21 protein-coding genes are annotated in these 26,791 nt (G+C 71.5%); 9 read left to right on the forward strand and 12 right to left on the reverse strand.

What is annotated here, in order from left to right; all coding sequences use genetic code 11:
* Positions 1 to 62: 62 nt before the first annotated feature.
* The 3 genes from ACWCWD_RS02085 to ACWCWD_RS02095 all read right to left on the reverse strand — a co-directional run bounded on the left by ACWCWD_RS02085 (position 63) and on the right by ACWCWD_RS02095 (position 3,008).
* Positions 63 to 980: a TIGR03619 family F420-dependent LLM class oxidoreductase gene (locus ACWCWD_RS02085; RefSeq protein ID WP_450769493.1), complete on the reverse strand. Its 918-nt coding sequence runs from the start codon at positions 978 to 980 to the stop codon at positions 63 to 65.
* Between the two features lie 10 nt (positions 981 to 990).
* Positions 991 to 1,641, reverse strand: a complete 651-nt coding sequence (locus ACWCWD_RS02090; protein ID WP_450769495.1) for an HAD-IA family hydrolase — start codon at positions 1,639 to 1,641, stop codon at positions 991 to 993.
* 161 nt (positions 1,642 to 1,802) lie between these two features.
* Positions 1,803 to 3,008 (reverse strand): acyl-CoA dehydrogenase family protein, encoded by a 1,206-nt coding sequence (locus ACWCWD_RS02095; RefSeq protein WP_450769496.1) that lies wholly within the window; start codon positions 3,006 to 3,008, stop codon positions 1,803 to 1,805.
* Between the two features lie 653 nt (positions 3,009 to 3,661).
* On the opposite strand from ACWCWD_RS02095, the gene ACWCWD_RS02100 reads away from it, so the two are divergent.
* Complete coding sequence (locus ACWCWD_RS02100; RefSeq protein WP_450769675.1) at positions 3,662 to 6,427, forward strand: helix-turn-helix transcriptional regulator; 2,766 nt, start codon at positions 3,662 to 3,664, stop codon at positions 6,425 to 6,427.
* Between the two features lie 71 nt (positions 6,428 to 6,498).
* On the opposite strand, the gene ACWCWD_RS02105 is transcribed toward ACWCWD_RS02100, so the two are convergent.
* Positions 6,499 to 7,305 carry an alpha/beta hydrolase gene (locus tag ACWCWD_RS02105; protein WP_450769498.1) on the reverse strand — a complete coding sequence of 269 codons (807 nt, stop codon included), beginning with the start codon at positions 7,303 to 7,305 and terminating at the stop codon, positions 6,499 to 6,501.
* Positions 7,306 to 7,624: 319 nt separating this feature from the next.
* Here ACWCWD_RS02105 and ACWCWD_RS02110 point away from each other — a divergent pair, with 319 nt between their 5' ends.
* The gene (locus ACWCWD_RS02110; RefSeq protein WP_450769500.1) at positions 7,625 to 8,095 is read left to right on the forward strand and encodes an SsgA family sporulation/cell division regulator; all 471 of its coding nucleotides are present in this window, start codon (positions 7,625 to 7,627) and stop codon (positions 8,093 to 8,095) included.
* 226 nt (positions 8,096 to 8,321) lie between these two features.
* Positions 8,322 to 8,750 carry an organic hydroperoxide resistance protein gene (locus ACWCWD_RS02115; protein ID WP_450769501.1) on the forward strand — a complete coding sequence of 143 codons (429 nt, stop codon included), beginning with the start codon at positions 8,322 to 8,324 and terminating at the stop codon, positions 8,748 to 8,750.
* Positions 8,751 to 9,563: 813 nt separating this feature from the next.
* Here ACWCWD_RS02115 and ACWCWD_RS02120 read toward each other — a convergent pair.
* Positions 9,564 to 10,130 carry a hypothetical protein gene (locus ACWCWD_RS02120; protein WP_450769503.1) on the reverse strand — a complete coding sequence of 189 codons (567 nt, stop codon included), beginning with the start codon at positions 10,128 to 10,130 and terminating at the stop codon, positions 9,564 to 9,566.
* Positions 10,131 to 10,546: 416 nt separating this feature from the next.
* On the reverse strand, positions 10,547 to 11,104 hold the full coding sequence (locus tag ACWCWD_RS02125) for a CGNR zinc finger domain-containing protein (protein WP_450769505.1): 558 nt from the start codon (positions 11,102 to 11,104) through the stop codon (positions 10,547 to 10,549).
* A 440-nt stretch (positions 11,105 to 11,544) separates the two neighbouring features.
* On the opposite strand from ACWCWD_RS02125, the gene ACWCWD_RS02130 reads away from it, so the two are divergent.
* The 4 genes from ACWCWD_RS02130 to ACWCWD_RS02145 all read left to right on the forward strand — a co-directional run bounded on the left by ACWCWD_RS02130 (position 11,545) and on the right by ACWCWD_RS02145 (position 15,450).
* Positions 11,545 to 12,213: a molybdopterin-dependent oxidoreductase gene (locus ACWCWD_RS02130; RefSeq protein WP_450769677.1), complete on the forward strand. Its 669-nt coding sequence runs from the start codon at positions 11,545 to 11,547 to the stop codon at positions 12,211 to 12,213.
* Positions 12,200 to 12,856, forward strand: a complete 657-nt coding sequence (locus tag ACWCWD_RS02135) for a cytochrome b/b6 domain-containing protein (protein ID WP_450769507.1) — start codon at positions 12,200 to 12,202, stop codon at positions 12,854 to 12,856. The genes ACWCWD_RS02130 and ACWCWD_RS02135 overlap by 14 nt, the downstream gene beginning before the upstream one ends.
* 367 nt (positions 12,857 to 13,223) lie before the next feature.
* Positions 13,224 to 14,846, forward strand: a complete 1,623-nt coding sequence (locus tag ACWCWD_RS02140; protein ID WP_450769509.1) for a DUF6351 family protein — start codon at positions 13,224 to 13,226, stop codon at positions 14,844 to 14,846.
* Positions 14,847 to 14,985: 139 nt separating this feature from the next.
* Positions 14,986 to 15,450, forward strand: coding sequence for a nuclear transport factor 2 family protein (locus tag ACWCWD_RS02145; RefSeq protein ID WP_450769510.1), 465 nt, complete (start codon positions 14,986 to 14,988; stop codon positions 15,448 to 15,450).
* Between the two features lie 159 nt (positions 15,451 to 15,609).
* Here ACWCWD_RS02145 and ACWCWD_RS02150 read toward each other — a convergent pair whose 3' ends face one another.
* The 3 genes from ACWCWD_RS02150 to ACWCWD_RS02160 form a co-directional block, all read right to left on the reverse strand.
* Positions 15,610 to 16,695, reverse strand: coding sequence for a cytochrome P450 family protein (locus ACWCWD_RS02150; RefSeq protein ID WP_450769512.1), 1,086 nt, complete (start codon positions 16,693 to 16,695; stop codon positions 15,610 to 15,612).
* A 337-nt stretch (positions 16,696 to 17,032) separates the two neighbouring features.
* Positions 17,033 to 17,908: a Bax inhibitor-1/YccA family protein gene (locus tag ACWCWD_RS02155; RefSeq protein WP_450769514.1), complete on the reverse strand. Its 876-nt coding sequence runs from the start codon at positions 17,906 to 17,908 to the stop codon at positions 17,033 to 17,035.
* Between the two features lie 192 nt (positions 17,909 to 18,100).
* The gene (locus ACWCWD_RS02160; protein WP_450769516.1) at positions 18,101 to 18,568 is read right to left on the reverse strand and encodes an SsgA family sporulation/cell division regulator; all 468 of its coding nucleotides are present in this window, start codon (positions 18,566 to 18,568) and stop codon (positions 18,101 to 18,103) included.
* A 523-nt stretch (positions 18,569 to 19,091) separates the two neighbouring features.
* Between ACWCWD_RS02160 and ACWCWD_RS02165 the strand changes: the two genes are divergently transcribed.
* Positions 19,092 to 19,847, forward strand: coding sequence for a dienelactone hydrolase family protein (locus tag ACWCWD_RS02165; RefSeq protein ID WP_450769518.1), 756 nt, complete (start codon positions 19,092 to 19,094; stop codon positions 19,845 to 19,847).
* 373 nt (positions 19,848 to 20,220) lie between these two features.
* On the opposite strand, the gene ACWCWD_RS02170 is transcribed toward ACWCWD_RS02165, so the two are convergent.
* On the reverse strand, positions 20,221 to 21,384 hold the full coding sequence (locus tag ACWCWD_RS02170) for an ATP-binding protein (RefSeq protein ID WP_450769520.1): 1,164 nt from the start codon (positions 21,382 to 21,384) through the stop codon (positions 20,221 to 20,223).
* Between the two features lie 459 nt (positions 21,385 to 21,843).
* Here ACWCWD_RS02170 and ACWCWD_RS02175 point away from each other — a divergent pair, with 459 nt between their 5' ends.
* Positions 21,844 to 22,272 carry a hypothetical protein gene (locus ACWCWD_RS02175; RefSeq protein ID WP_450769522.1) on the forward strand — a complete coding sequence of 143 codons (429 nt, stop codon included), beginning with the start codon at positions 21,844 to 21,846 and terminating at the stop codon, positions 22,270 to 22,272.
* Positions 22,273 to 22,357: 85 nt separating this feature from the next.
* Here ACWCWD_RS02175 and ACWCWD_RS02180 read toward each other — a convergent pair whose 3' ends face one another.
* Both ACWCWD_RS02180 and ACWCWD_RS02185 read right to left on the reverse strand, forming a co-directional pair.
* Positions 22,358 to 25,153: an ATP-binding protein gene (locus ACWCWD_RS02180; protein ID WP_450769523.1), complete on the reverse strand. Its 2,796-nt coding sequence runs from the start codon at positions 25,151 to 25,153 to the stop codon at positions 22,358 to 22,360.
* Between the two features lie 611 nt (positions 25,154 to 25,764).
* Positions 25,765 to 26,736 carry an NADP-dependent oxidoreductase gene (locus ACWCWD_RS02185; protein ID WP_450769525.1) on the reverse strand — a complete coding sequence of 324 codons (972 nt, stop codon included), beginning with the start codon at positions 26,734 to 26,736 and terminating at the stop codon, positions 25,765 to 25,767.
* Positions 26,737 to 26,791: the final 55 nt, after the last annotated feature.

Genomic DNA, 26,791 nt, shown 5'->3' on the forward strand with positions numbered 1-26,791 from the left:
TTGTCCCGGCCCGCCCGGCCCCGCGAGGGTCTCCACGGCACCCCGAGCGGACCCCGGGTCCGTCAGCCCCGGCGGACTCCTTCGAGGAAGCGGCCGGCCAGGTCGACGCGTTCGTCGAGCGTGGCGGGCGACTGTCCGAAGTCCACGAACAGTTCGTGCACGCCCGCGTCGGCGGCGGCTCGCGCGTAGTCGACGAACTGGCCGAGAGTGCCGGCCCGCGGCATCTGCCCGTCGTCGGTCCGCACGTCGGTGAGCTGGGGGTTGACACGCAGAGCCATACGGAGGGTGGACGGGTCCCGGCCCGCCTCCACGGCCTCCCCGACGATGACGTCCCACATGCCCATGAGGTGCGGGAGCGGCATCGCCACGGGCAGCCAGCCGCCGAACCGGCGGCCGATCCTCCGCAGGCCACGTGGGGTGAACGCCGCGAGGAGCACGGGGGGTCCGGGCCGCCGGTGCGGCTTCAGCCCCACGACGGTCTCCGGGACGGAGAACAGCGGTCCCTCGTGCGAGAAGACGTCGTCGGCCCAGTACTTCTCCAGGACGTCCATCGTCTCTTCCAGTCGCGCGCCCCGGCCCTTCCAGGGGACGGAGACCGCGGTGTACTCCTCGGGCATCCACCCCAGGCCGAGACCCACGACCAGACGTCCCCCGCTGAGGAGGTCGAGGGTGGTCAGCGACCGGGCCAGCATGAGCGGCGGATGCCACAGCCCGTTCAGCGTGCTGGTGCCCAGCTCGACACGGGTCGTGTGGGACGCGGCGAACGTCAGGGCCACCAGGGGGTCCATGTGGTTCTCGTAATCCCGCGGCATCCTGCCGTCGGCGCTAGGGTAGGGCACGCTCGGCACCGGAGGAGCCAGGACGCGGTCACCCGTCCACAGGGAGTCGTATCCGAGCTCCTCCGCGGTACGGCAGACACTGAGCATGCCGTCCGGGCGGGCGTCGGGACCGAACGTGGGAAGGGCCAGACCCAGTCGCATGTGCTTCTCCTCAGGGGTTCGTACGGTCGGGGACCGTGTCGGTCAGGGGAATGCCGAGCAGGGTTTCCAGGGTGGCGACCGTCCGTGCGGGCTCCACGGCGTGGACGGTGGCGAAGCCCATGTCCGCCGCGGTCCGCAGATACCGTTCGGTGTCGTCCACGAACACGCACTCCTCGGCCGTCAGACCGAGTTCCGCCAGCGCGATGCGGAAGATCTCCGGTTCGGGCTTGCGCGTTCCGTGGACCTCGGACACCACCGTGGCGTCGTAGAGCTCCTCCAGCTGGAATCCGTCGTACAGGTTCCACGGGGTCAGGCCGACGGAGTTCGAGAGGATCCCGACCTTCACTCCGGCCCGGCGCGCGGCGGCGGCCGCCGCGATCACCGGCTTCTCGGGGCGCAGATCGGCGAAGATGCGGCCCATCAGGTTGTCCGCCGGGATACCGAGGAGCCGGCCGGCCGCCTCGTTCCACTGCGTCTGGGTGAGTGTGCCGCGCTCCAGCTCCTCGGTGAGCCTGATCCCCTCGGGATTCAGGTACATGCCGGTGAGCAGAGTCCCCTCGGCCAGCTCCTCCCGTCGCTCGAAGGCGAGTACGGCTGGCAGCAGCGGTGTGGTCAGCACACCGCCGAAGTCGAGGACAAGGCCCTTGCGCTGCTGAGTCATACTCACACCTTAGAAGGTGGCCGGCTGTTGTTTCTCGGCAGGGTGTGTCGATGGTTCCTCACATGTGTGAAAAGTCGGCGGACAGGAGAGCCTCGCGCGGGCCGGGGACGGCGGTTGCCGTCCGTGCGGCCCGGCTTCGGGGGAGAAGCGTTCGGCGGGACTCAGACCATGGGACTGACCGGCCGTTCGTCCCCCACCAGTGCCCGCCCGTACATCTCCTTGGCGAGGCCGGGGTTGAGCGTGGGATGCCGGGCGGCCGTCTCCAGGTCGCGCCAGTGGCGCTGTACGGTCTTCGACGCCGCGAAGCTGCCCGCCCCGCCGACGGTGAGCAGCGCCTGTACCGCCTGGAGCAGGCAGGTGGAGGCGTGTCCCGCGTCCATCCGGACCCGCGCGCGCTCGATCGGTGACGGCGAGGTCCCCGAGACCGCCGCCGCGCCGACGAACTCGGCCGAGCGCCTCAGATGCAGGTGCGCGGAGTCGATCAGGCTGGCCGCCTCGGCGAGTGCCGCCTGCACGCTCGGTGAGTCGGCGAGGCGGGCGTACAGGGACATGGCCATCGGTTTCCCGCTCCCGGCGGCGTCCAGGGTGAGCCGGAGAACCGACCGGGCGGCGCCCAGCAGGGGGCCCATCGACACCAGCGTCATGGAGCCCGGCGGAATCCGGTAGAGCGGCTCCTGGGGAGGCCCGTCTCCCCGGACGACGTCGGCGAACCGCCGGAGCCGGTGGTGGGGTACGAGCACCTCGTCGGCGACCAGGGTGTCACTGCCGGTTCCGCGCATCCCCGCCATGTCCCAGGTCTTCCTGACGGCGAGGTCGGAGGCCGGAATCAGGGCCAGCCCACGCGACGGCGCGTCACCGGGCTCCTGGGGCAGCGGGACGCCGAGCAGGGCCCAGTCGGCGTGGTGGCAGCCCGAGGCCCAGGACCAGGAGCCGGTGACGAGCACCCCGCCGCCGGCCGGCCGGGAGACGGCTCCCACGTCGCTGAACACCCCGCACAGGGCGACATCGGGGCCCTCGCCCCACAGGTCCTGGCAGGCCCTCTCCCCGAAGGACGCCGCGATCTGCTGCGCGACGTACGAGACCATCACCACCCAGGCGCTCGACGGGCAGGCGAGTGCGAGTTCGGCGGTCACCTCCAGGCTGTCGGCGGGCATGAGTTCGGGGCCACCGAAGCGCTGCGGCACACCGAGCGCGAACTGCCCCGACTCCCGCAGGGCCCGTACCGCCTCCGGCGCCAGCCGGCTGTCGCGTTCGGCCGCCTCCGCGGCGCGGCTCAGTACGGGCGCGATGTCGCGGGCTGCCGCGAGGAGCCCGCCCGTCGGATCGGCGAGTGCGGCGCGCTCGGCGCCGGTCGATGAGTTCGTCACGACTCCAGGAGATCACCGGACGGGGCCGGGGGTCCGTCGTTCTCACCAAGTCGGACCCGCGACCCGGCCTGCTCCGAACGCGGCTTCCCGGTCGCCCCGTTCGGAGTCGGCAGCGCCGACTACGGGCGGGTTCGCGGTGGTTCTCCCGGGTCGTTGCGTGCGAGGCGGTGACACATGTCGTACGGAAGAAGACACACCTTGTACGTCGGGGTGCACCTCTCTGCGGGGTCGCACGAGAAACCTTTTGGCCACAACGGGTGACGGGAGCCCCTGGAGACACATACCCTTCTGTCCGGGGAGAAGTGTGACCGCCGGTCGGCCTCGTCGGTGTTGCCACTGTTCGGGGCGGACGTGTCCGCCGTGAACACCGGTCGAGGCCGGACGAGGCACGACCGCGAGCACGCAGACAGCTCTCCCGGCACTCGGTGCCTCCCATGGGGACGATCGGGCGAGCCCAGCACGATCCGAACGGAAGACCCTTCGCTCCCCGCAGTCCGGCGACGGGCCGCGGAGGTGCCCGTCGACATGTGATGAGGGACGACGACGTGACCTCGCCCTGTCGCACGGTGCGACGCATACGTACGAGCAGCCGCGGCCGTGGGCCGGTTCCGCGGTGAAGGGGGTGGGGGACGGTGGAATCGATCGTCGGGACCATGGTCGGCCGCGAGGACGAGCGGGCGGCTCTGTCGGCGTTCGTGGGGGCGTCCGGAGGCCGGGCGCTCCTGCTGCGGGGCGATACGGGTGTGGGCAAGAGCGCCCTGCTGGACCACGCCGCCGTACTCGCGACCTGCGAGAAACACAGGGTGATCCGGGCGGCCGGAGTCGAGGCCGAGTCGGAACTGCCGTTCGCCGGACTGCACCAGTTCCTGTATCCGCTGCTCTCCTCCATCGACCGGCTCGACGACAGCCACCGAAGCGTCTTCGACGTCGTCTTCGGCAGGAACGAGGGCACACCTCCCTCCGTCATGACCCTCGGTATCGCCGTCCTCGACCTGCTCTCCCTGGCGGCCTCGCCGCAGCCCCTCCTGCTGGTGCTCGACGACGGCCAGTGGCTCGACGCCGCCAGCACCGAGGTGTGCGGGTTCGTGGGGCGCCGGCTGACCGGGAGTTCGGTGAAGCTCGTCGTCGGCCTGCGCTCGGAGGTGTCCTCCGGTTTCGACACGGCCGCGCTGCCCGAAATGGCGGTGACGACGCTGTCGGAGAAGGCCTCCGAAGAGCTTCTGGACATGCGGCACCCCGGGCTCGATCCCCGGATCCGCCGCCTCGTCCTGGACGAGGCACAGGGGAACCCGCTGGCCCTGCTGGAGCTGCCGCCGTACGTACGCGGCGACCGGGCGGGACGCAACGCCGAGGAACTGTTCGGTTACACCGGCGTCCCGCTGCCGCTGCGCCTCCAGCACGTGTACGGCAGCCGTATCGAGGCCCTCGGCGACGACGTGCGCGTGGAGTTGCTGCGCGGCGCCCTCGACGGCGTCGTGGCGGGAACGGCCGCCGGGCCGGCGCGAGGCACGCGCTATCGCATGGTGAACGCCGACGAGGCCACGGCCTGCGGCCTGCTGGACATCGACCCGCTCAGCGGCGACTTCGTCTTCCGGCATCCCCTGGTGCGCTCGACCGTCGTCCAGACGGCGACCCCCAACGAGCGGCGCGCCGCACACGCCGTTCTCGCCCGCGTACACCGTGAGGACGTGGAACGGCGTGCCACCCACCTGGGGGCCGCGACGGTCGACCCGGACGAGGAGGTCGCGGCCGCGCTGGAGACGGCGGCGGAATCCGCCACCCGGCGCGGCGGAGCGCGCGCCGCCGTCGCCTGGCTGACGCGTGCCGCGGAACTGAGCGAGAGTCACGGGCAGCGGTCCCGGCGGCTGGGCGACGCGGCGTTCATCGCGGGCCACGCGGGCCTGCTGGACCAGGCTCAGAGGCTGGTCGACTCCGGCGCGCCGTCCGGAAGGAACGACTCTCCTGTCCCGGTGGTCACCGCCGCGTACGTCGCGCTGTACGAGGACGGCGATGTGCGGTCCTCGCGGCGCCAGGTCGTCGCGGCGATCGAGAACATACGTGCCGGCATCGGGGACAGGAGTGACGAGGCGGGGCGTGGGCCCGACGAGGTGCTCACACGGCTCGTCAACCTGCTGCTGGCCATCGACCAGTACGCGAGTGACGAGCTCTCGTGGGAGCGCACCCACGAACTGCTCGGCTCCCTGGGCGACCTGGTCCCCGCGCATTCGCGTATCTACCAGGACGCGTGGGGCGACGTCGTACGGCGTGGCGCGGGTGTGCACGGACGGGTGGAAGCGGCCTTCGCCGACCTCCGTGAACTCGAACCCTGGGACATCAGCCGGCTGGGGGTCGCCGCCTACCACGTGGACACGCTCAGCCAGTACCGGCCGCACCTCCAGCGCGTCGTGGACCGCGAACTGGAGACCGGGGCCGTGCTCCCCGGCATGACGATGCTCCACCTGGTCATGCTCGACCAGATGACGGTCGGTGAGTGGGACGAGGCCGAGCGCACCGGACAGCGCTGCCTCGACCTGGCGACGCGTCACCGGCACGCGCTCTTCGCTCACCAGACCCGTGGGTACCTGGCGCAGCTGGCCGCGTTGCGCGGCCGGGTGGAGCGGGCCCGGGAGCTGCAGGCGGTGGTCGAATCCTGGTCCCGTCCGCGTGGGGTCGGTTTCCTCACCCAGATCGCGGACGCAGTCGGCACCACCGCGGCCCTCGCCGAGGGCGACTACGAGGCCGCCTATCTCCACGCCATCGGCATCACACCTCCCGGTTCCTTCGAGCCCTACGCCCACCAGGCCTCCCGCACCCTCCTCGACCTGGTCGAAGCGGCCGTCCACACCGGCCGTTCCGAACAAGCCCGCCGCCACGCCCTCGCCGCCCACCACGCCGGGCTCCAGCACATCTCCCCCCGTCTCGCCCTCCTCACGCACGGCGCCCTCGCCATGACCACCACTGACCCCACCGAAGCCCACCACCTCTACGAACAAGCCGAAAACCATCCCCACGCCGCCAACCACCCCTTCGAACTCGCCCGCATCCACCTCGCCCACGGCATCCGCCTGCGCCACACCCAGGGAAGGAAGGCGGCGCGGCCCGCGCTGACTCTGGCGGCGGAGACGTTCGAGCGGCTCGGGGCGCCCACCTGGGCCGAGCGGGCCCGGGCCGAACTCCGTGCCACCGGCACGGCCACCGTCACCTCCTCGGCCCACCTCGCCGCGCTGACCTGGCAGGAGCGCCGGATCGCCGATCTCGCGGCGGGCGGCCTGACGAACAAGGAGATCGGCGAGCGGATGCACCTGTCGCCGCGCACCGTCAGCTCCCACCTCTACCGGGTCTTCCCCAAGCTGGGCATCACCTCGCGCGCCGCACTCCGCGACGCGCTGGGCAAGGTGTCCGGCGACCGGGATGTGTGACCTGCGGTCCGCCCTCGCGCAGGTGTCCCGCGTGACCGAGGTGTCGGGCAGTCGCCTCCGGTGCAGGGCCTTCATCCTCCGAGGGGATGGGGCCGGATGCCGCGTTGCTCCAGCCAGCCGAGCACATGGTCGGCGACGAAGCGCCATCCGCTGTCGACGACCAGCGAGTGGGCGCGGTCCGCGAACTGTTTCAAGTCGGTGACCGCTGTGGAATCGCCGTACTGCTTGTACATCGCGCGTGTGACGGAGTCGGGTACCAGCCTGTCCTCCTGCCCGGAGATCAGCAGGAGCGGGCCGCGGCCCGGGTTGCCGACGTCCGCCACGGTGCGCGGGCTGCGTACCTCACCCTCGCGTCCGAGGTCGGCGAGGAGTCTTCTCGGCGCCGGTACGGCGTAGCTCTCGAAGAGCTGGTCGGACTCCTCGGCCTCCACGGTGTTCGCGAAGACGTCGTGAAACTGCTCCGGGGACAGCGACAGCAGCCGGTCGGTGGAGCCGGCCCTGCAGGGAGTCCACAGCGGGGCCCGCGACGGGGCGAGCGGGATGCCGTTGATCGGAGCGGAGGCGATGGCCACCGCGGCCCGGCCGACATTGGCGCCGATGAGATGCTGCGCGATCAGCCCGCCGACGGAGTGGCCGACGATCACCGGCGGGACATCGAGCGAGCGCACGATTCCGATGTAATGGTCCGTCAGCGCGTCCAGACCGATGTCGCGGAGCGCCCCGGGAGACGCACGTACGTCCCCGACGGTCGGAGCCTCTCCCGGCCATGGGGGCGTGAGGGTGAGGAATCCCCGGCCGCCGAAGCGTTCGGCCCAGGACTGCCAGGAGAGCGCGTGCAGCCACGCGCCGTGGATGAAGACGACGGGAGTTCGGTTCACGGCTGGTTCCTCCGAGCAGGGCGGCCACCCGGCACCGGCACACGGGCGACTGTCCCAGGATCGTTCAGGCAGAAGTCGGCGGCGACAGTCGAATGACTCAATGTTCGGGGCGGTCCGCGTACGGGCCGGGCGGTCCCGGGGAAAGGCCCCCGGGCAGGGCGTACCAAAACGGACAACGGTCCACGTGACGGGGCGCCCGCCCCGGCCCTCCCCGTCGACGCAGGTGATGGCGGACGGTCAAGTTACTTATGTACGACGCCCTCGCGGCGACCAGAGTGGGCCGGGAAAGCCTTCAGCCACAGAAAAGGACCCACCCGACATGAGCGGCAAGCGAGCAGGGGTACAGGCCCGCCGAACGGCGTCGCACGACCGTCGCGAACTGACCCTGGACATCGAGCGCGTGCTGGACGTCTCCGCCCGCCAGGCGATCAGGGCCGGCTTCCGGTTCGACCCCGAGTCCCCCCTGGTCGTGTCCGTGGAGCTCCTCGTCGAAGGCGGGCCGCACGTGCTGTGGCGCATCGGACGTGACCTGCTCCAGCAGGGGCTGCACTCGATGAGCGGACTCGGTGACATCCGGGTATGGCCGTCCAGCCCGGGAGGGCGGGAGACCGCGTGGCTCCAGCTGACCTCCGGAGACATGGCGGCTCTGTTCGAACTGCCCGCACCACCGCTCGCGCATTGGCTGCGGAGCACCTACGACATGGTTCCCGCCGGTCACGAACTGTTCGACATCGACTGGGACACCGCCACCGCGGACATGCTCAAGGCCCCCGCACCGGAAGCCGACTGACCGGCCTTCCGGCCGACTCCGCGCGCTGAGCCGGTGCACCGAAGGGGCCCGGGCCCGGAGCACACCCGCGGTCAGGTGTGAGCGCCCCCCGAACAGCACGTCACTACCTTGACTGGTGACGAATGCGGCTGCCATGATTGCGTCACCACTTCAACCGGTGACGCAACGGGTGTCCTGTTCTCGGGGAGCCGCGCGCGTCCTTTCGACCCAGATCGGGAGCACAGTCATGGCAGTCAGCTACACGGCCGTTGTCGACGTCGACGGGGAGGGCCGCAACGGCGGTCACGTCCGCTCCTCCGACGGTCTGCTGGAAACCGGCCTCGCCCTTCCCAAGGCGCTCGGGGGCGCGGGCACCGCCACCAACCCCGAGCAGCTGCTGGCCGCGGGCTGGGCTGCCTGCTTCCTCGGTGCCCTCCGCCGCGCCGCGGCCCAGCGCAAGGTCCGGCTGACCAGTACCACCATCACCGCGGAGATCACCCTCACCCACGGCGACGACGGAGAGTTCTCCCTCTCCGCCGTCCTCAGCCCCGTTCTCGGCGGCGTGGACCAGGCCACCGCCGAAGAGCTGGCCCACGCCGCTCACCAGATCTGCCCGTACTCCAAGGCCACACGTGACAACATCCCCGTCGTCCTCAACGCCGGTGTCGCCGCCTGACACCCCCCGACCGCGGGTCCCGTGCTCCCTTCCACGCCCCACGCACGGGACCCGCTTTCTTCCCGCTCGTTGTCATCACCCACACTCCGAAGGAAGAACGAGGACGGACATGGCCTCCTTGACGCGCACACACGTACGGGCCGTCGGAAACCGTCGCTCGGTACCCGGCCGCCTCTCTGCCGCCTCCACCGGACGGCCCCCGGGCACGGCAGGTTCCGAAGGGCCCGGGCGGCCCGTCACCGACACGCAGGTGCGGAACTGGGCGGAGAGCGCCGTGCTCATGGGGTACGGCCCGACCGTCTCGCACTTCCTCTGACGGCCGGCCGAACGGCCCGCGCGCGGTGCGGCCGCGCGAGGACGACCGACCGGACACCACCTAAAGGCTGTCCCGCACCTCGTGGCGGGTGTGCGACGAGCCGTTCACGTAGGAACCGCCGCACCGATGGCATCACACGTATGTACGCCACAGCCGCCCCGGACGTCGCTCCAGCAGGGCGTGGAAGTGCGCGTGAGCGGAGATCGCCGGAGGAGGGATGCCCCGATTCGGTGCGACGTCCCGGCCGCGTGCGTCAGACCGAAGGCGGCACGGACGCGGTCGGCCGGGGGGAATCGATGACGTACGGCCGGCCGTCGGAGACCTCGGAGAAACGGCGACGGCGGGCGGCCCTCACCCGGCCGTCGAGGCCTCGACGAAGTGGCACGCACGGCCGCGCCGCATCCGTTGCCGCGCGGAGCTTCGGGCGGGCGGGCGGCGTGCCACGCGCACACCGGAGTCCGCCCATCGGGCCGCGGCCCGCCGGACACACCCGCGTGTCAGCCCGCCCCACCCGGCTTCACCAGGGTGTACATGACGGAGCGCTGTTGCTTGTGGCGCTGGATGTGCCCCTTGGCGACCAGGGACTCCAGGGTGTTCCGCACGACCTGGGGTGTGGGGTTCCGGTCCGGGTACTTCTCCAGGAGCTCGTCCCGCAGCTCCTTCGCATGCCGGGGCTCCTCGTAGGCGCCGAGCAGCTCCGTCAGGAGTTCACCGAGCAGCGGCCGGCGCGACTTCCCCTTCGCGTCGGCCTTCGCCGTGGTGCCTGCGGGAGTGGTGCGCGCAGGAGCGGTGCTGCCCGAAGCCGAGCGCCGGGAGGCGGTGGATGCCCGCTTCGTCCTGGCGGCGGCGGGCTCGTCCTGCGCCTGCTCGGGCAGGCGGGACGCGTCGGCGAAACCCTCGTACCGTTCGGCGAGGTTCAGGATGTCCACCAGGAGGGATTCCTCCTGCTTCAGCATCGCGATCTTCTCCGTCAGCTCCTGCTGCCGCCGACGATTCTGCTCCAGGTCCGACGCGGCTTGTTCTACGTACCGCGACCGGAGCGTGGCGGCTGACTGGCTGCTCACAACCGTTCACTCCCTCGTTGTGGATGACGTTGCGCATGGTACCCATGCCGAGGGACTCGCGCGGAGGTGTGTCGTCGACGCCAGATGCCCGGCCGGGCATGTTCACCCCTCACGATAAACGTCGACATGCCCGCGCATGTGGGAAGTGCCCGATTTCCCGGACGGTCCGGTACGCGGAGACGTCACCCGCGCAGGACTTCCCCGGAACGTACTGCCCGGTAGGTGCCTCCGCCCGGCCGTCCGCACGACCTGTCGCGGCGGCCGGTCCGGCCTCGCGCGCCCGTGGCGGGGCAGGTGTGCGTCGAGGGTATGCCGGCGAGCCGGAAAGGGGGGCGGCCTCACCGGGGTGTTCCGGCGCGCCGCGGAGATCCTGCCCCGCGGCCGCAGCGCTCCGTACGCAGGGCTCCGGGGGCGGGTCAGTGCGCCGCGGGCGCGGCCTTCTTGCGCGCCCGGTAGGCGGCGGCCTTGATCTTGTTGCCGCAGGACTCCATGCCGCACCACTGGCGGCGCATGCCCCGGGAGCGGTCGATGTAGACCCGGGTGCACTCGGGATTGCCGCACTCCTTCATCAGCGGGACGTCCGGACCGCTCAGCAGCTCGACGGCCTGCCGGGCGACGGTCGCCAGGGCCTGCGGGGCGGTCGCTTCGATGTGCCGCCCGGCCATCGTGAGCTGGGGCGTCACCGGGGTCCTGAGCGCGGCGGCGTTGACCACGTCGAGCGCTTCGCGGTCGAACTCCTCACCGAGGCGCCGGTCGGTGACGAGCTGGTAGATGGCCTCGCGCAGGGTGATCGCCGCCCGGACGTCGTCCTCCCCGGCGGGTGTGACCGTATCCACCAGCCCGGACTCCACGAACCAGGCGTCGAGCCGCTCCGGCGTCACGAACATCTCGAAGCGGGTCGAGCGCCGGACACGGAGGGTGGCCGCGAAGTCGAGGGCAGGGTGCTCGCATACGAAGACATGGTCAAGATTCACATCACCATTTTGACAGGTGACGGCAAGGGAGCGCAAGGATCGGTGCTCCTGGGTGCCGTCCGGTGGCCGGCCGCGCCCAGGAGCCTCTCTTCGGGGGCGTCGCCGTCATGCGCCGCGCCTGCGACTTCCACGCTCCGGCGTTCCGGCCGTGGAGTGCGTCCCGTTCGCGCGCAGGTGTGCCGACGGAGCGTGTGGTGCGAGGCGGTCCGTTGTCGCGTGTTGTTGACAGCTCCGGAAACAGACTGACAGCATCGTCACCTATTGAACCGGTGACGATATCGTGCTGATTCCGACAGTGTTCACACGTGTGGGCATGCCCGGCCGTGCCGCCCCTGTGGGGCCGTGTACCGCCGGGGTCGTCGCCACCTCGAAGGAGGGCGCTTGTCATGGTGAAAAAGCCGAAGCGGAAGGTGGACGGGGCGCCGGTGGGGCGGCGGGCGATGCTGGGCGTGCTCGCCGCAGGTGCCGCCGGACTCGCGGTCGCACCCTCGCTGCAACGCGGTTGGGAGGGGGCCCTCGGTGCGGTTTCCCAGGCCGACGCGACGGGCCTGACCGGACTGCTGCCGAACCCCGGCGGCTTCCGGTACTACAGCGTCGTCGGCTCGGTGCCACGCAAGGACGAGACGGACTACGAACTGCGGGTCGGCGGGCTGGTCGAGCGGCCGAAGACCTACACGCTCGCCGACCTGCGCGCGATGCCGCAGACCCGGGTCGTCCACGACGTGCTGTGCACCGACGGATGGCGGGTGGAGCGAACCCCCTTCGACGGGGTGAGGCTGGCCGACCTGCTCGACGCCGCCGGTGTGCGTTCCCCGGGGGCGGCGGTCCGCTTCACCTGTTTCGACGGGGCGTACAGCGAGAGCCTCACCCTCGAACAGGCGCGCCGCCCGGACGTCCTGGTGGCGCTGAACATGCAGGACAAGCCCGTCACACACGAACACGGCGGTCCGGTCCGCCTCTACGTGGCACCCATGTACTTCTACAAGTCGGCCAAGTGGCTGTCCGGTATCTCGGTCACCGAAACGGTCGTCCCCGGCTACTGGGAGGAGCGCGGTTACGCGATCGACGGCTGGCTCGACGACGCGGACCGGAACCGTGACGCGGCCTGATCCCTCCGGCGGTGTCCGCCGGTTCACCGCCGCCGAGCGCTGGGTCCACCGGGCCACCGGCTGGCTCATGCTGACGTGCCTGGCCACCGCCGCGTGCCTGTATCTCGGGCCGATCGCCCAGTTGGTCGGCCGGCGTCATCTGATGGTCACGGTCCACGAGTGGTCCGGCGTCTCGCTGCCGCTGCCCTTCCTGCTGGGGCTGTGCTCCGCCGAGTTCAGGGCCGACCTGCGCAGGCTGAACCGCTTCGCGGCGTACGACCGCCAGTGGCTGCGTGACGTCCGCAGGCGCCGGACGTCGTCGACCGCACGCCCGGCCGGCAAGTTCAACGCGGGACAGAAGATCTACGCGGGGTGGATCGCCGGCGCCGTGCTGGTGATGATGTTCACCGGGCTGCTGATGTGGTTCACCGGGCTGCTGCCCTTCATCTCCCGCACCAGCGCGATCTTCGTCCACGACCTTCTGGCCTGGGCTGTCGCCGCCGTGCTGATCGGCCACATGCGCAGGGCGTTCGAGGACCCGGAAGCGAGGCTGGGCATGCGCACCGGCTTCGTCGGCCGGTCCTGGGCGGACCGGCGCCATCCCCGGTGGCTGGGCGAGGAGAAGGCCTCGGGGGAGACGGCCGGGAGGGCGGACACGGTGTGAGGTGTGTCCCGCTCTCGCCGGACGGCCGTCCGGCCGGGCAGCCTGGACCCGTCCCAGAGGCCTGCCGGCCGTCAATCGACTGATGCCGCGGTCCACGGTGCCTGTCAGGGTCTACTCAGGCCCTGCGAAAGGGACTTGGTCGCCCGTACGCACCCCACCCCCCTTTCGTCACCGCTTTAACCGGTGATACTGTCTCGATCAGACTTCGGCGACCCCGGGCCGGCCCCGGGGCGTATCCGAGGCCATGGCATCACACGTATGAACTTCTTCCGCGGTGAGTCCGTGGGCTCCGCGATCACCCTGCTCATGTGATCTGCATGTGTGTCGCCACTTCCGGGCGCGCACCTACTTCTTGGATGGGAAAGCAATGAGACGACTTCTGACCGTCCTCGCGGCCGGCGTGCCGCTGGCCGCGGCCGTGTACCTGCCGACGGGCGCGTCGGCGGCCGACGCGAGGGTCTCCACCTCCACGCCCTTCGCCTGCTCGGCCGTCTCGGTGAAGGCACCGGCCGGCACCAGGGTGGAGTCCGTGACCTCGGTCCGCGAGGAGGGAGGGACCGTGAACGGCACCGGGATCCTCGGCGGTACGGTCTCCGGCGTACCGGCCTACTGCGACGTGACGGTCACCCTCACCCACCCCGGCGACGGCGACCACGCCAAGGTGCGGACCTGGCTGCCCGAGGAGGGCTGGAACGGCCGCTTCCAGGCGCTCGGCGGCAGCGCCTTCCTCGCCGGGGACAACGGTGTCGGTCTGGCCAACGCGGTGAAGAGCGGTTACGCGGCGAGCACCACCGACGCCGGCGTCGGCGACGCCCTCGACGTCGGCTGGGCCCTGGACGGCGAGGGGCGGACCAACACCGCGCTGCTGAAGAACTTCGCCTCCCGCTCCCAGCACGAGACGGCGGTCGTCGGCAAGGAGGTCGTGGACTCCGTCTACGGCAAGGCCGCCTCCTACGCGTACTTCACCGGCTGTTCCACCGGCGGGCGTCAGGGCTACATGGAGGCCCAGCGCTACCCCGACGACTACGACGGCATCCTCGCCGACGCACCCGCCATCAACTGGGACGAGTTCGAGGTCGCCACCCTGTGGCCCCAGGTCGTCATGAACAACGAGAAGACCTTCCCCTCGAAGTGCGAGTTCGGCGCCTTCACCGCAGCGGCGGTCACGGCGTGCGACACGCTCGACGGCGTCGCGGACGGTCTGGTCGACGACCCGGACCGGTGCGATTTCGACCCCCGCCGGCTCGTCGGCACCAAGGTCCTGTGCGAGGGCAGGGAGCTGACCATCACGGCGGCCGACGCGGCCGTGGTGCGCAAGATCTGGGACGGGCCGCGTACCGCCTCCGGCAAGAAGCTCTGGTCCGGCGTCCCCGTGGGAGCCGACCTCTCCGGTCTGGCGGGCACCACCGAGCCCGACGCCGACGGCAACGTCGCGGGAGCGCCCTTCCCGGTGCCCGAGGCGTGGGTCAAGGTCTGGCTGAAGAAGCAGCCGTCCTTCGACGTCTCGACCATCACCTACGGCCAGTTCACCCAGCTCTTCCAGCAGTCCCAGGCCGAGTACGACAAGATCATCGGCACCGACGATTCGGACCTGTCCGCCTTCCGCGAGTCCGGCGGCAAGCTCCTGACCTGGCACGGACAGGCCGACCAGTTCATCCCCGCCGGGGGAACCGTGGACTACCGCAAGCAGGTCGAGCAGAAGATGGGCGGCTCCCGGCGGGTCGACGACTTCTACCGCCTCTTCCTCGCCCCCGGCACCGTCCACTGCGGTCTCAACCAGGGTGACGGTACGACCGACGCCCTGGGCGCGCTGACCGCCTGGGTCGAGCACGGCAAGGCCCCCCGGACGCTGCCCGCCACGCTGATCAACGCCTCCGGTGCGGAGGTCTCCCGCAACCTGTGCGGCTACCCCCAGGTGGCCCGCTCCACCGGTCAGGGCGACCCGGCCGAGGCATCGAGCTTCCGGTGCGTCTCTCCCGCCGGTCACTGACCCGACCTCGGCAGAACCAGCTCTCGACCCGCGGCCCTCGTGGCCGCGGGTCGAGTCGTCCGTTCCGGAGCCGGCAGATGTCCCGGGGGCCGCGCGGGTGTCACACGTGTCTCCGTAGCCGATATGTATGCTCGGCCGTATGAGTACCCTCGCGGACACGACCGCCGTGACGAACCTGATCGCCGAGTACGCGGAGCTGGTCGACACCGGGAACTTCGAGGGCGTCGGCGAACTGTTCGCCGACGCCGTGTTCATCGGCAGTGGTGCCCCGGTCGACGGCCGCGACGGGGGAGTGGAGAGGATGCTCCGGAGCAGCGTCATCCTCTACGAGGACGGGACACCCCGGACGCACCACGCCACGACCAACATCGCCGTCGAAGTCGACGCGGAGGCGGGAACCGCGACCGCGCGCTCCTACGTCACCGTGTTCCAGTCGCTGCCCGGCTTCCCGCTCCAGCCGGTGGCGGCAGGACGCTACGACGACCGCTTCGAGCGCAGGAACGGGCGCTGGCGGTTCACGGAGCGCCGGGTCCGGATCCATCTGGTCGGCGATGTCAGCCGCCACCTGCGCCGCGAGGCGGAGACAGGCTCCGTCTCGGGGTAGCGGGCATACGCCGGGCGGCCGCGGGCCGGACGGTGATGGGCGGTCACCTCCTGCCCCGCCGCTGCCGCCGCCCGGCTCGCCCACCACGGCCGGCCCCTGGAACGCGTGATGCCCGCCGCCCCACGCCTGGACGGCTGTGGGACGGCGGGCATGCGGCAGTCAGCAGGCGCGACGGCGTACCGGCAGGGACAGCACGCCGCGGATGATGCCGGAGCCGATCCAGTCGAGCGATTCCAGGGGGGCGGCGAGCTCCAGGCCGGGGACGCGGGAGAGCAGGACGCGCAGGGCCACGCCCGCCTCCAGCCGGGCGAGCGGGGCGCCCAGGCAGTAGTGGATGCCGTGGCCGAAGGCCAGATGGCGTGCGGCGGGCCGGGTCACGTCGAGAACGGTGGGGTCGCCGCCCCCGGCCTGCGGGAGGTCGTGCCCGGCGGACCCGAGCGCGACGGTGATCATGCCGCCCCGGGGGATCCTGACCCCGCCCAGTTCGAGATCCTCGGAGGCGTAGCGGCTGGTGGACCGCTCGACGGAGGTGTCGTACCGCAGGAACTCCTCCACCGCACCCGGAATGAGCCCAGGGTTCTCGCGCAACAACCGGAGCTGTTCCGGGTGCCGCATCAACGCCAGGACGGCGTTGCCCAGCAGATTCACGGTGCTCTCGTGGCCCGCGACGACCAGCATCATGGCCGTGCCCACGAGTTCCTCCTCCGACAGCCGGCCGTCCTCCTCGTCGCGGACGGCGACCAGCGCGGACAGCAGGTCGTCCCCGGGGGCGCGTCGCTTCTCCGCGACCAGCCCGGCCAGCAGCCCGTGCAGTCCGGCCAGCGCCGGCCGGTGCCCGGGCGAGGCCACCTGGAGCGCCAGCCCCGACCAACGGCGGAAATCCGCGTGGTGCTCCGCCGGAATACCGAGGAGTTCGGCGATGACCGCGGCGGGCAGCGGGTTGTTGAACGCCTCCACGAGGTCGAACTCGCCCGACGGCGGCATCGCGTCGATCAGGTCGTGGGCGATCCGCTCGATACGCGGCGCCAGTTCGGCCGTACGCCGGGGAGTGAACGCGGCCGAGGCCAGCCGGCGCAGGCGGCCGTGCTCGGGCGGATCGGCCTCCATCATCTGCGCGCCGAGTCCGACCGAGGGCTGATGGAGTACGTAACCGGCGGCGGCCAGGGCATCGGCGGCCGGCGTGGCGTCCTTCAGCAGGGCCGGGTGGTTCAGCGCCTGCCGGGCCAGGTCGTGCCCGACGACCACCCAGCCCTTGAGGCCCCGGTGGAACTCGGCCGGGTGGATGGGTCCGAGGGCCGCAGCCGGGCGTACCGGGCCGGGGCGTCCGCCTTGAACTCGGGACCGATGACCACCCTGCCGTCGTCGTGGTACGGGCACTGCTCGCGCGAACTCATATGTCTCTCCTGGTGATCGTGCGGAGTCGTCGTACGGAGTCCGGGCAACTCCTGGACGTCGGCGGACGGCAGGGCCCGGTCGCCCTCCTGGGAACGAGCCCGCTCGCGTGGAGGGCCGGGCCGGCCGCACCGCGGACATGCCGGAGGGGGCATGCGTATCGTGCATGCCCCCTCCGGTGCCGGGGAACTCAGTCGTCGCTGGTGAAGATGGTCAGTACGCGCAGCGCCTCCAGATAGATCCACACCAGCGTCATGGTGAGGCCGAAGGCGGACAGCCAGGCATCCTCGCGCGGTGCGCCGTGGGCGACGGCGTCCTCGACCTGCTTGAAGTCCAGCGCGAGGAAGGCGGCGCCGAGCAGGATGCCGAGGACGCCGAAGGCGATGCCGGGGGCGCCGCCGGCGAAGCCGAGACCGTTGCCCGCCCCGAAGGCGGAGAACAGGAGGTCGGCGAAGAGCAGCAGGACGAAACCGGTCGCGGCGGCGGCGACGAAACCGGTGAACCTCCGGGTGACACGGATCCAGCGCATCCGGTACGCGACGAGCACACCGGCGAACACCGCGAACGTACCGAGCACCGCCTGGACGACCACGCCGGGCGCGAGGTAGGTGGAGGTCGCGCTGGAGAGCACTCCGAGGAAGAAGCCCTCGAACGCCGCGTATCCGAGGATCAGCGCCGGAACGGGTGTCCGCTTGAACGTCTGGACCATCGCGAGGACGAAGGCGACGAGGGCCGCTCCCACGGCGAGCCCGTAGGAGCGGCCGATGTTCGCCTCGTCGACGGGTACCACGAGCCACGACAGCACGGCCGTCAGGGCCACGGCGCCGAGCGTCGTCGCGGTCCGCACGACGACGTCGTCGATGGTCAGAGCGGGCCGCCCGGCCCACGCGCCCGGGTCGGCCCCGGGGCCGGTGGTGGCGGGGCCGCTGGCAAAGGGATCGGTCGTGAGGTCGTCCGCCGGCCGGTCCCGGCTCGTGACACCCACCGGGTGGCGCACGGCGGCGTCCACCTGACCGGCGTCCCGGTGGGCATCCCAGCGGGAGAGGATCGGGTTGCTGGTCTTCACGTCAGTTCTCCTCGTCCGCCGCACCTGTGCGGCCTGCGGGAAGGGGCCGCATCCCCGAGCCCGTCATCGGGCATACGTGTGACGTCGGGCAACTGCCGGGCGTCAGCGGCAACCTTGTTCGTCACCACTCTGACAGGTGACGCGTGGGGAGGCAAGCGATCCTCGTCGACCGTCCCACCCGCCCGACTCCGGTCACTCCGGCGGCATCCCGGGGCCGCCGGCCAGCTCCAGGAGGAACCCGTCCCAGTCCAGGCCGTCCCACTCCGCCTCGGCCGAGGTGATCAGGTAGGTGGCGTCGAGCCACTCCGACAGCGGCCCCGTGGGTACCTCGAACAGAGCCTCCATCTCCTGCGATTCGAGGAGCAGCCACGACGAGGACGGTTCGCCGGCCAGCGTGGGCCACATCCGCACGTCGCCGCAGCCGCTCATCGACGTCAGCCCGCGGTGGAGCAGCTCGCGGCCGAAACGCCACACGAGGTTCGGGCCCCGTTCGGCCAGGAACTCGACCGTGATCACCGCGGGGGTGTCCGGGTCGAAACGGAACTCCGCCCGCATCGGAAGCCGGGTGAACTCGTCGAGCATCTGGTCGAGGCCGAGCGACAGCGAAGGCACCTGATCGGGTGCCGGGTGTGCCCGCAGTGATGACTGGTCACGGTGCATGACAGGGGTTCTCCTCCGTGGGACGAAGTCTGCAGCGCAAGCCTCCTGCCGTGGCGACAACCGCGCATCGGTCACTTGACGGTCGAAGCGCAGTCCAGGGCCGCGCGGTTGACGGAGGCCCCGGGCCGCTGAGCACCGTCCGGCGGCGGGCGGTCGGACCTTCCGGGAGGAAGAGCGGTGGCGGAGAGGACGTTTCGTACGGGCCCGGAAGGCGTGACGTAAGTCAGCCGGTCGGCTGCCGGATCCTCCTGGAACCCGTCGGAGCCGGATGCTGAGGAACGCCCGCGCACGCACACCGACTTCGCGCCACATCCGGTGACGTGACGGGGCCGCCGGCTCGTCGGCGAAGCGACTGCCCCGGGCCCGCGCCGACACCCGCCCGGGGTGACGGGAAGTTCACACGTACGCGCGTTTGACGGCCGGTCCGGGAATCCGACGCACGGGAGGGTCGTTCACCCCGTGCGAGCGTGGGCCGCATCGGCACGCTCGCTCAGGACCCCCTTCGCAGAGAGGTACCCCCGCCATGACCGCAGTGACCGGAACGCTCGTGGACATCGTCACCGCCGACGGCATCGCCGACGCCTACCTCGTCCACCCGGACGACGGACGGGCCCACCCGGCCGTGCTCATGTACCAGGACGCCTTCGGCGTGAGGCCGCACCTGAAGGCGATGGCCGACCGGCTCGCCGCCCGCGGCTACACGGTGCTCGTCCCGAACGTCTTCTACCGGCACGGGCGCGCCCCGGTCGTGGAGCTGCCCGAGTTCATCGACACCCGGGCCCGCCCGGACATCATCGGGGCGATCGTGCCGCTGATGGAGGCGCTCACCCCCGAACTGACGGAACGCGACTCCGGCGCCTACCTGGGATGGCTCGCCGACTCACCGCTGACCACGGACGGACCGGTGGGCATCACCGGCTACTGCATGGGGGCCCGGCTCGCGCTGCTCACGGCCGCCACCCATCCCGACCGGGTCGCGGCCGCCGCGGGTTTCCACGGAGGCTCGCTGGCGACCGACGCGCCCGACAGCCCCCACCTGCTCGCCGACCGGATCACCGCCGAGCTGTACTTCGCGCACGCCGACGACGACCCCTCGATGCCCGAGGAGCAGGCCGCCCGGCTGGAGCGGGCGTTCACGGACGCGGGCGTCAAGCACCAGTGCGAGGTCTACGCGGACGCGCACCACGGCTACACGCAGTCCGACACGTCGGCTTACGACCCCGCGGCCACCGAGCGGCACTGGTCGGCGCTGCACGAGCTCTTCGCCCGCACTCTCTGAGCGCGCGCGGGGGTTGTACTACAGCGGCCTTGGGGCGGCGGTACAGCGGTGGAACCGAAGGCCGGTCTGATTCCGGTTTTTTCGAGGAACATCGGTACAGCGGTTGTCGGCGACAACGGTACGGTCTTGATGTGAAGGGCTCCGGCGAAACCGACCGCCGGAGCCCTTCGTACGGTCTCGCATTGCAATCGGCGACCCGCGGACACGCGATCACTGCGGGGGCTCTCGCGGAACTCTCACCGATGAACATGTGTGAGAGGGGTCCCAAGTCCGCACGCGCGGTTGGACGGCCGTCCTGAACTCCGATCGAGCGTCCGCATCCTGCCGGCACACGGCCTAGCTGTCTCGGACCAGCAGGGCGGTTCGTTGTCGGTCAGTCCCGGCGGGCGTTTTGGACGATCCGGTCGATGACGGCTACGGCCCGCGCCGGGTCTTCCTTCAGCCACCTGCCGAGGTGGTCCTGGACGGCCTGACCGACACAGTCGCGCACTTCGGGGTTGCCCAGGACGCCGAGCGTGGAGCCCTCGAACTCGGGACGGTCGAGCTTCACCGACACGACCGCGGTCAGGCACTCGCCGATCTGATCGGGGCTGAAGTCGGGGTCCGTAGGTGTCAGCAGTCCCTGCTCCCGGGCGTACGCGGTGGCCGCGGTCGTCATCCCGTCGCGGAAGCCCACCGCGTGCGTACCGCCGACGGTGGGCCGGCTGTTGGCGAAGCTCCGCACCCGCTCGTCAGGGCAGCCGCCCCAGCGGAAGGCCACCTCCAGCACGCCTCCCATGCGAGGGTCCTCGTACTCGAAGGCGATGGTGTCCACGGGGGTGGACGCCGCTGTGTGGCCGCTGAGAAAGTCGACGAAGTCCCGCGTCCCGCCCGGGAAGCGGAGCCGCACCGAACGGGACTCGTCCGGGCGGCGCAGGTCGGTGAGTGAGATCTCCAGGCCCTGGTTCAGGAAGGCCAGTTCCCTGAACCGCTCCTCCAGTTCGTCGAACGAGAACTCCGTGGCTCCAAAGATGTCGGCGTCGGGCCAGAAGACAATGGTGGTCCCGCTTCCGGTCGCCGTTCCCACCTCGGTGAGCGGGGTGGTGGCCACGCCGCGCGCGTACTCCTGGACCCATCGAACTCCATCGCGCCGCACCTCGGCCCTCATCCGGCTCGACAGGGCATTGACGACGGCGGGACCCACGCCACAGAGGCCGATCGTCACGTTGTGGCGGTCTCCGGCACCCACCCCGGCCTGCACACGGGTGAGCAGGGCTTCGAGCCCGGGACCGCTGGTGCCCTCCGTCTCGTCGAGGGGGATGCCCGGCCCGTCGTCGGCGACACACACGCCGCCGTCGGGCATCAGAGTGATGTCCACGGAGGCGGCACGGCCGGCCAGCACCTCGTTCACCGCCCGGTCCGCGACTTCGAACACCGTCTGACGCAGGCCCCGTTCACTCGTCGAGCCGACATACACCCCGGGCCACTTCCGAACCGCTTCCCACCCCTGCAACACCTGGATGTGGTCGGCGTCGTACCTGGTGTCTTCCTCGCTCACGATGTCCCCTCCGATGGTGTCGAACAGTACCTCCCAGGTTAGATAGATCCCAGGAAAACGCCAGGTCAGAGGCGTTTCTCCGATACCGCCGGCGGACGCGTGAGCGGCTGTCCGAAGGCGGTCGGCCCCGCGGTCGCGAACCGGACCCGAAGTGCGGCCGCAGCCCCGTCGAGGGCCCGAAAGGCACCCTTACCAGCGACCCCCGAGGCCTCAGTTTCGCTCCGGCGAGATCCTCGCCCGCCGACCTCTCGCGCCGGGCGGCAATCCGGCTCCCGGGGAGCCGCCAAGGTCGGCTCGCCGAGCGCGCCGAGCTTCTCCACGTTCAGCTTCACCCGGCCGTTCGGCAGGACATCTCCGGAGTCCGAACCCGCCGCAGAAATAACCGCCTTGACGGGTGACGGTGGTGCGTGGGAATCTTTCGTCACTGGTCAAGACGGTTACTTCTCGGTGAGGAAATCCATGGCAGTCGTACGGTTCCACCTCGTTTCCACGCTCAGCCCCGAGGACGTGCTGGGGGTTCTGACCGACTTCGGCCCCTCCCGCGCCGAGGCGTGGCCCACCATCGACGCCGAACACTTCGAGGTCCACGGCCTCGGCGACACCTGGGCCGAGGTCACCGAGGGCACCGCCGCCGCCTGGGAGCGTGCCCGCTACGAGTGGCAGCCGGACGGCGACACGGTCACCATCACCACGCTCGACTCCAAGCTCTTCGGGGCCGGTGGTGGCTGGGTCTTCCGGATGACCCCCGAGGCCGACGGCACCCGCGTCGACGTCGAACTGACCCGGGAACCGGGCACGTTCAAGGGAAAGGTCCTCGCGTCCCTGCTCCCCCTGGCTGCCCCCGCGTCCCTGCGCAAGTCCTTCGCGAAGCCCCTCCGGGCCAAGTGACGCCCTTTCGGCTCCTGTTGCCGGGCGTTGGTACGCCACGTCCGCTTGCCGGACACGACTGGGCCCCGAGACGCGATCCGAGGCGTCAGACTCCCGGAAACCTCGTCCGCCCCAGGGCGTCCCGCAGCGCCACCCGGGAAGCGATGCCGAGCTTCGGGTAGATCTGGTACAGGTGCGCGCCCACCGTGCGGTGCGAGATGAACAGGCGCTCGGCGATCTGCTTGTTCGTCAGGCCGCCCGCCGCCAGTTCCGCGATCTCGCGCTCCTGCGCGGTCAGCCCCGGCCCGCCCGGATCGTCCGGATGCGCCACGACCCGCCCGGCCGCCCGGAGTTCCTTGCGGGCCCGCTCGGCCCAGGCCGTGGACCCCAGCCGCTCGAAGGCGTGCAGGGCTGCCGTCAGGGGAGCCTTGGACTCGGACAGGGCCCGGGACCGGCGCAGCCGTTCGCCCTGGGCCAGGCGCACCCGGGCCAGGGCGAACGGCCACCGGTCCGCGTCCGGCGTGGCCAGCGCCCGCGCGAACAGGCGGGCCGCCTCCGCGTCGTCCGCCGCCACGAGCGCCTCGGCGCCGGCGGCCAGCATGCCCAGCCTCGGCGAGAGCCCGGCGACGTTCGTCTCCCGCAGCGCGGCCACGTGCGCGACCGCCTGCGCCCGCCGGCCGGTGCGTACTGCGGACTCCACCAGATCGAAGAAGACCCACGCCGCGTGGGCGACGTACGGGGTGAAGCCGCCCGCGGGGCTGATGGCGTCCACGCGGCCGAACGCCGCGTCGAAGTCGCCGTCGGCGATGTCCGCGAGGGCGTGCACCTCCTGCGCGCAGTGCACGGCCTCCCGGATACCCCGGGGCGCCGCCCAGCGCGTCATCGCGTCGGCGAGCGCGTGCGCGGTCCCGGTGTCGCCCCGGGACGCGGTGACGAGGCCCTTGGTGTACTGGAAGAACCAGGTGCAGACGGTGTACCCGGACCTCGCGCAGAGGGTCAGCCCCTCCTCCGACAGTTCCAGCACCTCGGCCCACCCGCCCCGCTGGTAGTCGTCCAGGCACAGGTGCAGCAGGGCGCCGATGTGCCGCCGTACCGGGCCGCCCTCACGCCCCTGCCGTACCAGCCGCCAGGCCGCCTCGCGCACCACCGACAAGCGGTCGGTGTACACCGCGGCCGTACCCACCCGGACGACCCGGGCGGGGTCGGTCTCCTTCGTCGTGCCGTCGATGATCTCGTCCAGCAGACGCAGGGTCGCCCCGTCGGTGTGGGCCGGGTTCCCCCAGGTCTGCGCGGCCACCAGCAGCAGCGGCGGGGGAGCCGGCCGCAGCCGCTGGACGGCCGCGTGGAAGGGCTTCCAGAGTTCCTCGCGGGCACCGTAGTTGCACAGCAGGATCAGGAAGTGCAGCGCGTCGACGAGGGCCGGGTCGTCGGCGTCGTAGCCGTGGTCGCCGCCCTCGATGGCGCCGACCAGCAACCGGTGGGCCGTCGCCAGGTCCCCGTCGCTGTTCAGCACGAGCTGTACCGCGGCGGTCGCCGAACGCAGGGACGCCCCGTGCCCGGGATCCGCCCGCGACGCGTCCTCCAGCAGGGCCGACGCGCTGTGCAGCGCGCCGATCGCCTCCGCGCCCACGTAGGCCGCCTCCGACAGCCGGCGCGCGCGATCGGCGTCGAGCGGGCTGAGGTCGGCCGCACGGGCGAGCGCCGCGATCGCGGCCACCGCGTCACCGCGGCTCAGGATGCGGCGCGCGGCCCGCTCCAGCAGGAGCGCGACCTCCTCGTCGGGCTGGAGGGTCGCCTCGCCCAAGTGCCAGGCCAGCTGCTCCGGCTTGTCGCCCAGAACCCGTGCCAGCGTCCGGTGCGCCGCACGCCGTCCGCTGCTGGTGGCCGCGCCGACGACCGCCGACATGATCAGCGGGTGCCGGAACACCAGACGGCGCGGCGACTCCTCCACCCGTACGAGCCCGTCCTCCTCGGCGGCGTCCAGGTCCCGCAGATCCGCCTCGCCGCCCGCCTCCCGCGTGGCCGAGGACAGCACCCCGAGGTCGCCGGTGCCGTCGAGGGTGGCGAGCAGCAGCAGGTCACGGGTGGCGGCGGGCAGGGACCGGACACGGGAGGCGAACAGGGACCGGAGGCGCTCGCCGAGCGGCAGGACCGCGGGCAGCACCTCCCGGGCCCCGCGCTGGTCCGCGCGGAGCGCGCCGGGGAGTTCGAGCAGGGCCAGCGGATTGCCCTGCGCGGCATCCAGCAGACGTCGACGCACCGGAAGGGCCAGGTCGGGGAAGCGCAGGTCGACGAGGCGGGCGGACGAGTCGGCGTCCAGGGCGGACAGCTCGTACGCGGGCAGACCGCTGCCGTCGAAGAAGCTGTCCACACCCGTGCGCGACGCGGCGAGGAACCGGACGCGACCCCCGGTCAGCCGCCGCGCCACGAAACCGAAGACCGCGGCGCTCGCCCGGTCCACCCAGGGCAGGTCGTCCACGGCCAGCAGCACCGGCGCGTCCTCCGCCGCTTCCCGCAGCAGGGCCAGCGCCGCGTTGCAGACGACCAGCCGCTCGGGAGCCGGACCGGACCCGAACCCGAGTGCGACACTCAGCGCCTCTTCGCCGGTGGCGTCGAGCCGCTCGAACAGGCCGTGCAAAGGCATCAGGACCTGGTTCAACGCCGAGTAGCCGACGTTCGCCTCGAACTCCGCGCCGGCCGCCCGCAGCACGCGGGTCCCGTCCCGGAGAGCCTCCCGGACCACGGCGTCCAGCACCGCGGACTTGCCGACGCCGGGGTCCCCCGACAGCAGCAGGGCGCCGCTCGCGCGTCCGTCCAGCGCCGCGGCGATACGGTCCAGATCGTGCTCGCGGCCCACCAACGGGCCGGCCGAGGAGCCGTGCGGTGACTCAGCCGACCCCACGGGCCACCTTCCCTCCGAGACCGGCCGCCACCGCCGGACAACACCAGGGGGACCCGGCGGCCCGTGCCCCGGGAACGGGCTCCGCGTCCGTGGCCACCGGCACGGGGGAGTGACGCGGGCTCGGCGCGGACGTGGTGCGTGTCCTCGCGAAGCGGACCATCGGCGTTCCTCCATCGGTGCCGGATCATTCTACGGGCTCTCCCGGGACGCCTGGTGGGCGTGCGAGGGCCGCTACGACCCTTCGGAGGAGCCCTGTGTCCGCGTGCTCGTGGCGGACGCCGCGGACCTGTGCGATCACGTCCGGTCGGCCGGGGTCGGCACGGCCGTTCCTGCCCCGGCCGTTCCGCCCCGGGTCACCGATGTCCGGACGGACGGTCGGCCCGCCGTCCAAGGTGTGCGCCGAGGCGAGAGCACGACGGCGTCGAGCGGATCCGCCTGCCGGGATTCCGCGCGTTCGGCCGGAGCGTCCACGATCGCGCGGAATCCGACGTCCAGGTCGTCCAAGCCGCCCGCCGATTCGAGGTGTTGAGCTGCTCGTTCAGTTCTGTGAACGGACACGTCGTTCCCCGGATCCTCGGTGGTGGCATCTCGGCGGCGGCTTGGAGAGAACCCTATTCCTCGACGTTCAGGACGATCTTGCCTTGGAGGTGTCCGCGCTCGGCGCGTGTGTGGGCGGCGGCCGCGTCGCGCAGGGGGAAGACGCTGTCGATGGCGACGCGCACCTGCCCGGCGTCGATGAGAGTGGCCAGCTCGGCGAGATCCGAACCGCTGGAGCGCACCTGCCACATGGTCTCGACGACGACCCCGAGTCCGGCCGCGCGCTCACGGTGGTAGTCGCCCAGGAAGACGGGTGCGATCCGGCCGCCGCGCCGGACCGTGGGAAGCAGGCGGTGCGCGTCGGAGCCGCCGACCGTGTCGATCAGCAGGTCCACATCGCGGACAACCTCCTCGGCGGGCGCCCGGGTGTAGTCGACGAACCGGTCCACGCCCAGGCCCAGCAGAAAAGCCTCGTGTCGCCCGGAGGCCACGCCGATCACCTCCTTCGCGCCGGCAATCCGGACGAGTTGCGCGGCGACGTGACCGACTCCGCCCGCCGCTCCGTTGACCAGGACGGTGGAGCCGACGCGGCCGTGCAGGTGGGTGAAGGTGTACTGGTAGGCCGTCAGCCCGGCCATCGGCACGGCGGCGGCCTCGGTATGACTGAGGGCGGCCGGCTTGGGGGCCAGGTGGGCGGCGGGTGAAATCGCGTACTCCGCGTACCCGGACGGGCGGCCAGGGAAGTTGACGAGGCCGAAGACCTCGTCGCCGGGCTGCCACTCGGTGACACCGGCACCGAGAGCTGTGACCACGCCGGAAATGTCACTGCCCAGGATGAACGGCGGCGTCCAGTTCGGCCGCACCTCGACCGGGAAGTTCTCGAACCCGCGCCGTGCGTACCAGTCCGGCGGGTTGACACCCGCCGCGTGGACCCGCACAAGCACCTCACCCGGCCCGGGCTCGGGCCGGGCCACCTCCTCGTAGACCAGTTCCTCGGGCTCGCCGAAGGCGTGCAGTCTGACAGCTCGCATCGATGCCGTACCCATTGGGTCCCTCCCCAAGTTCCACTGCGGGCACCCCGGATAGAGTCCGGAGCAGTGC

This window comes from Streptomyces sp. NPDC001493, from assembly GCF_053597235.1.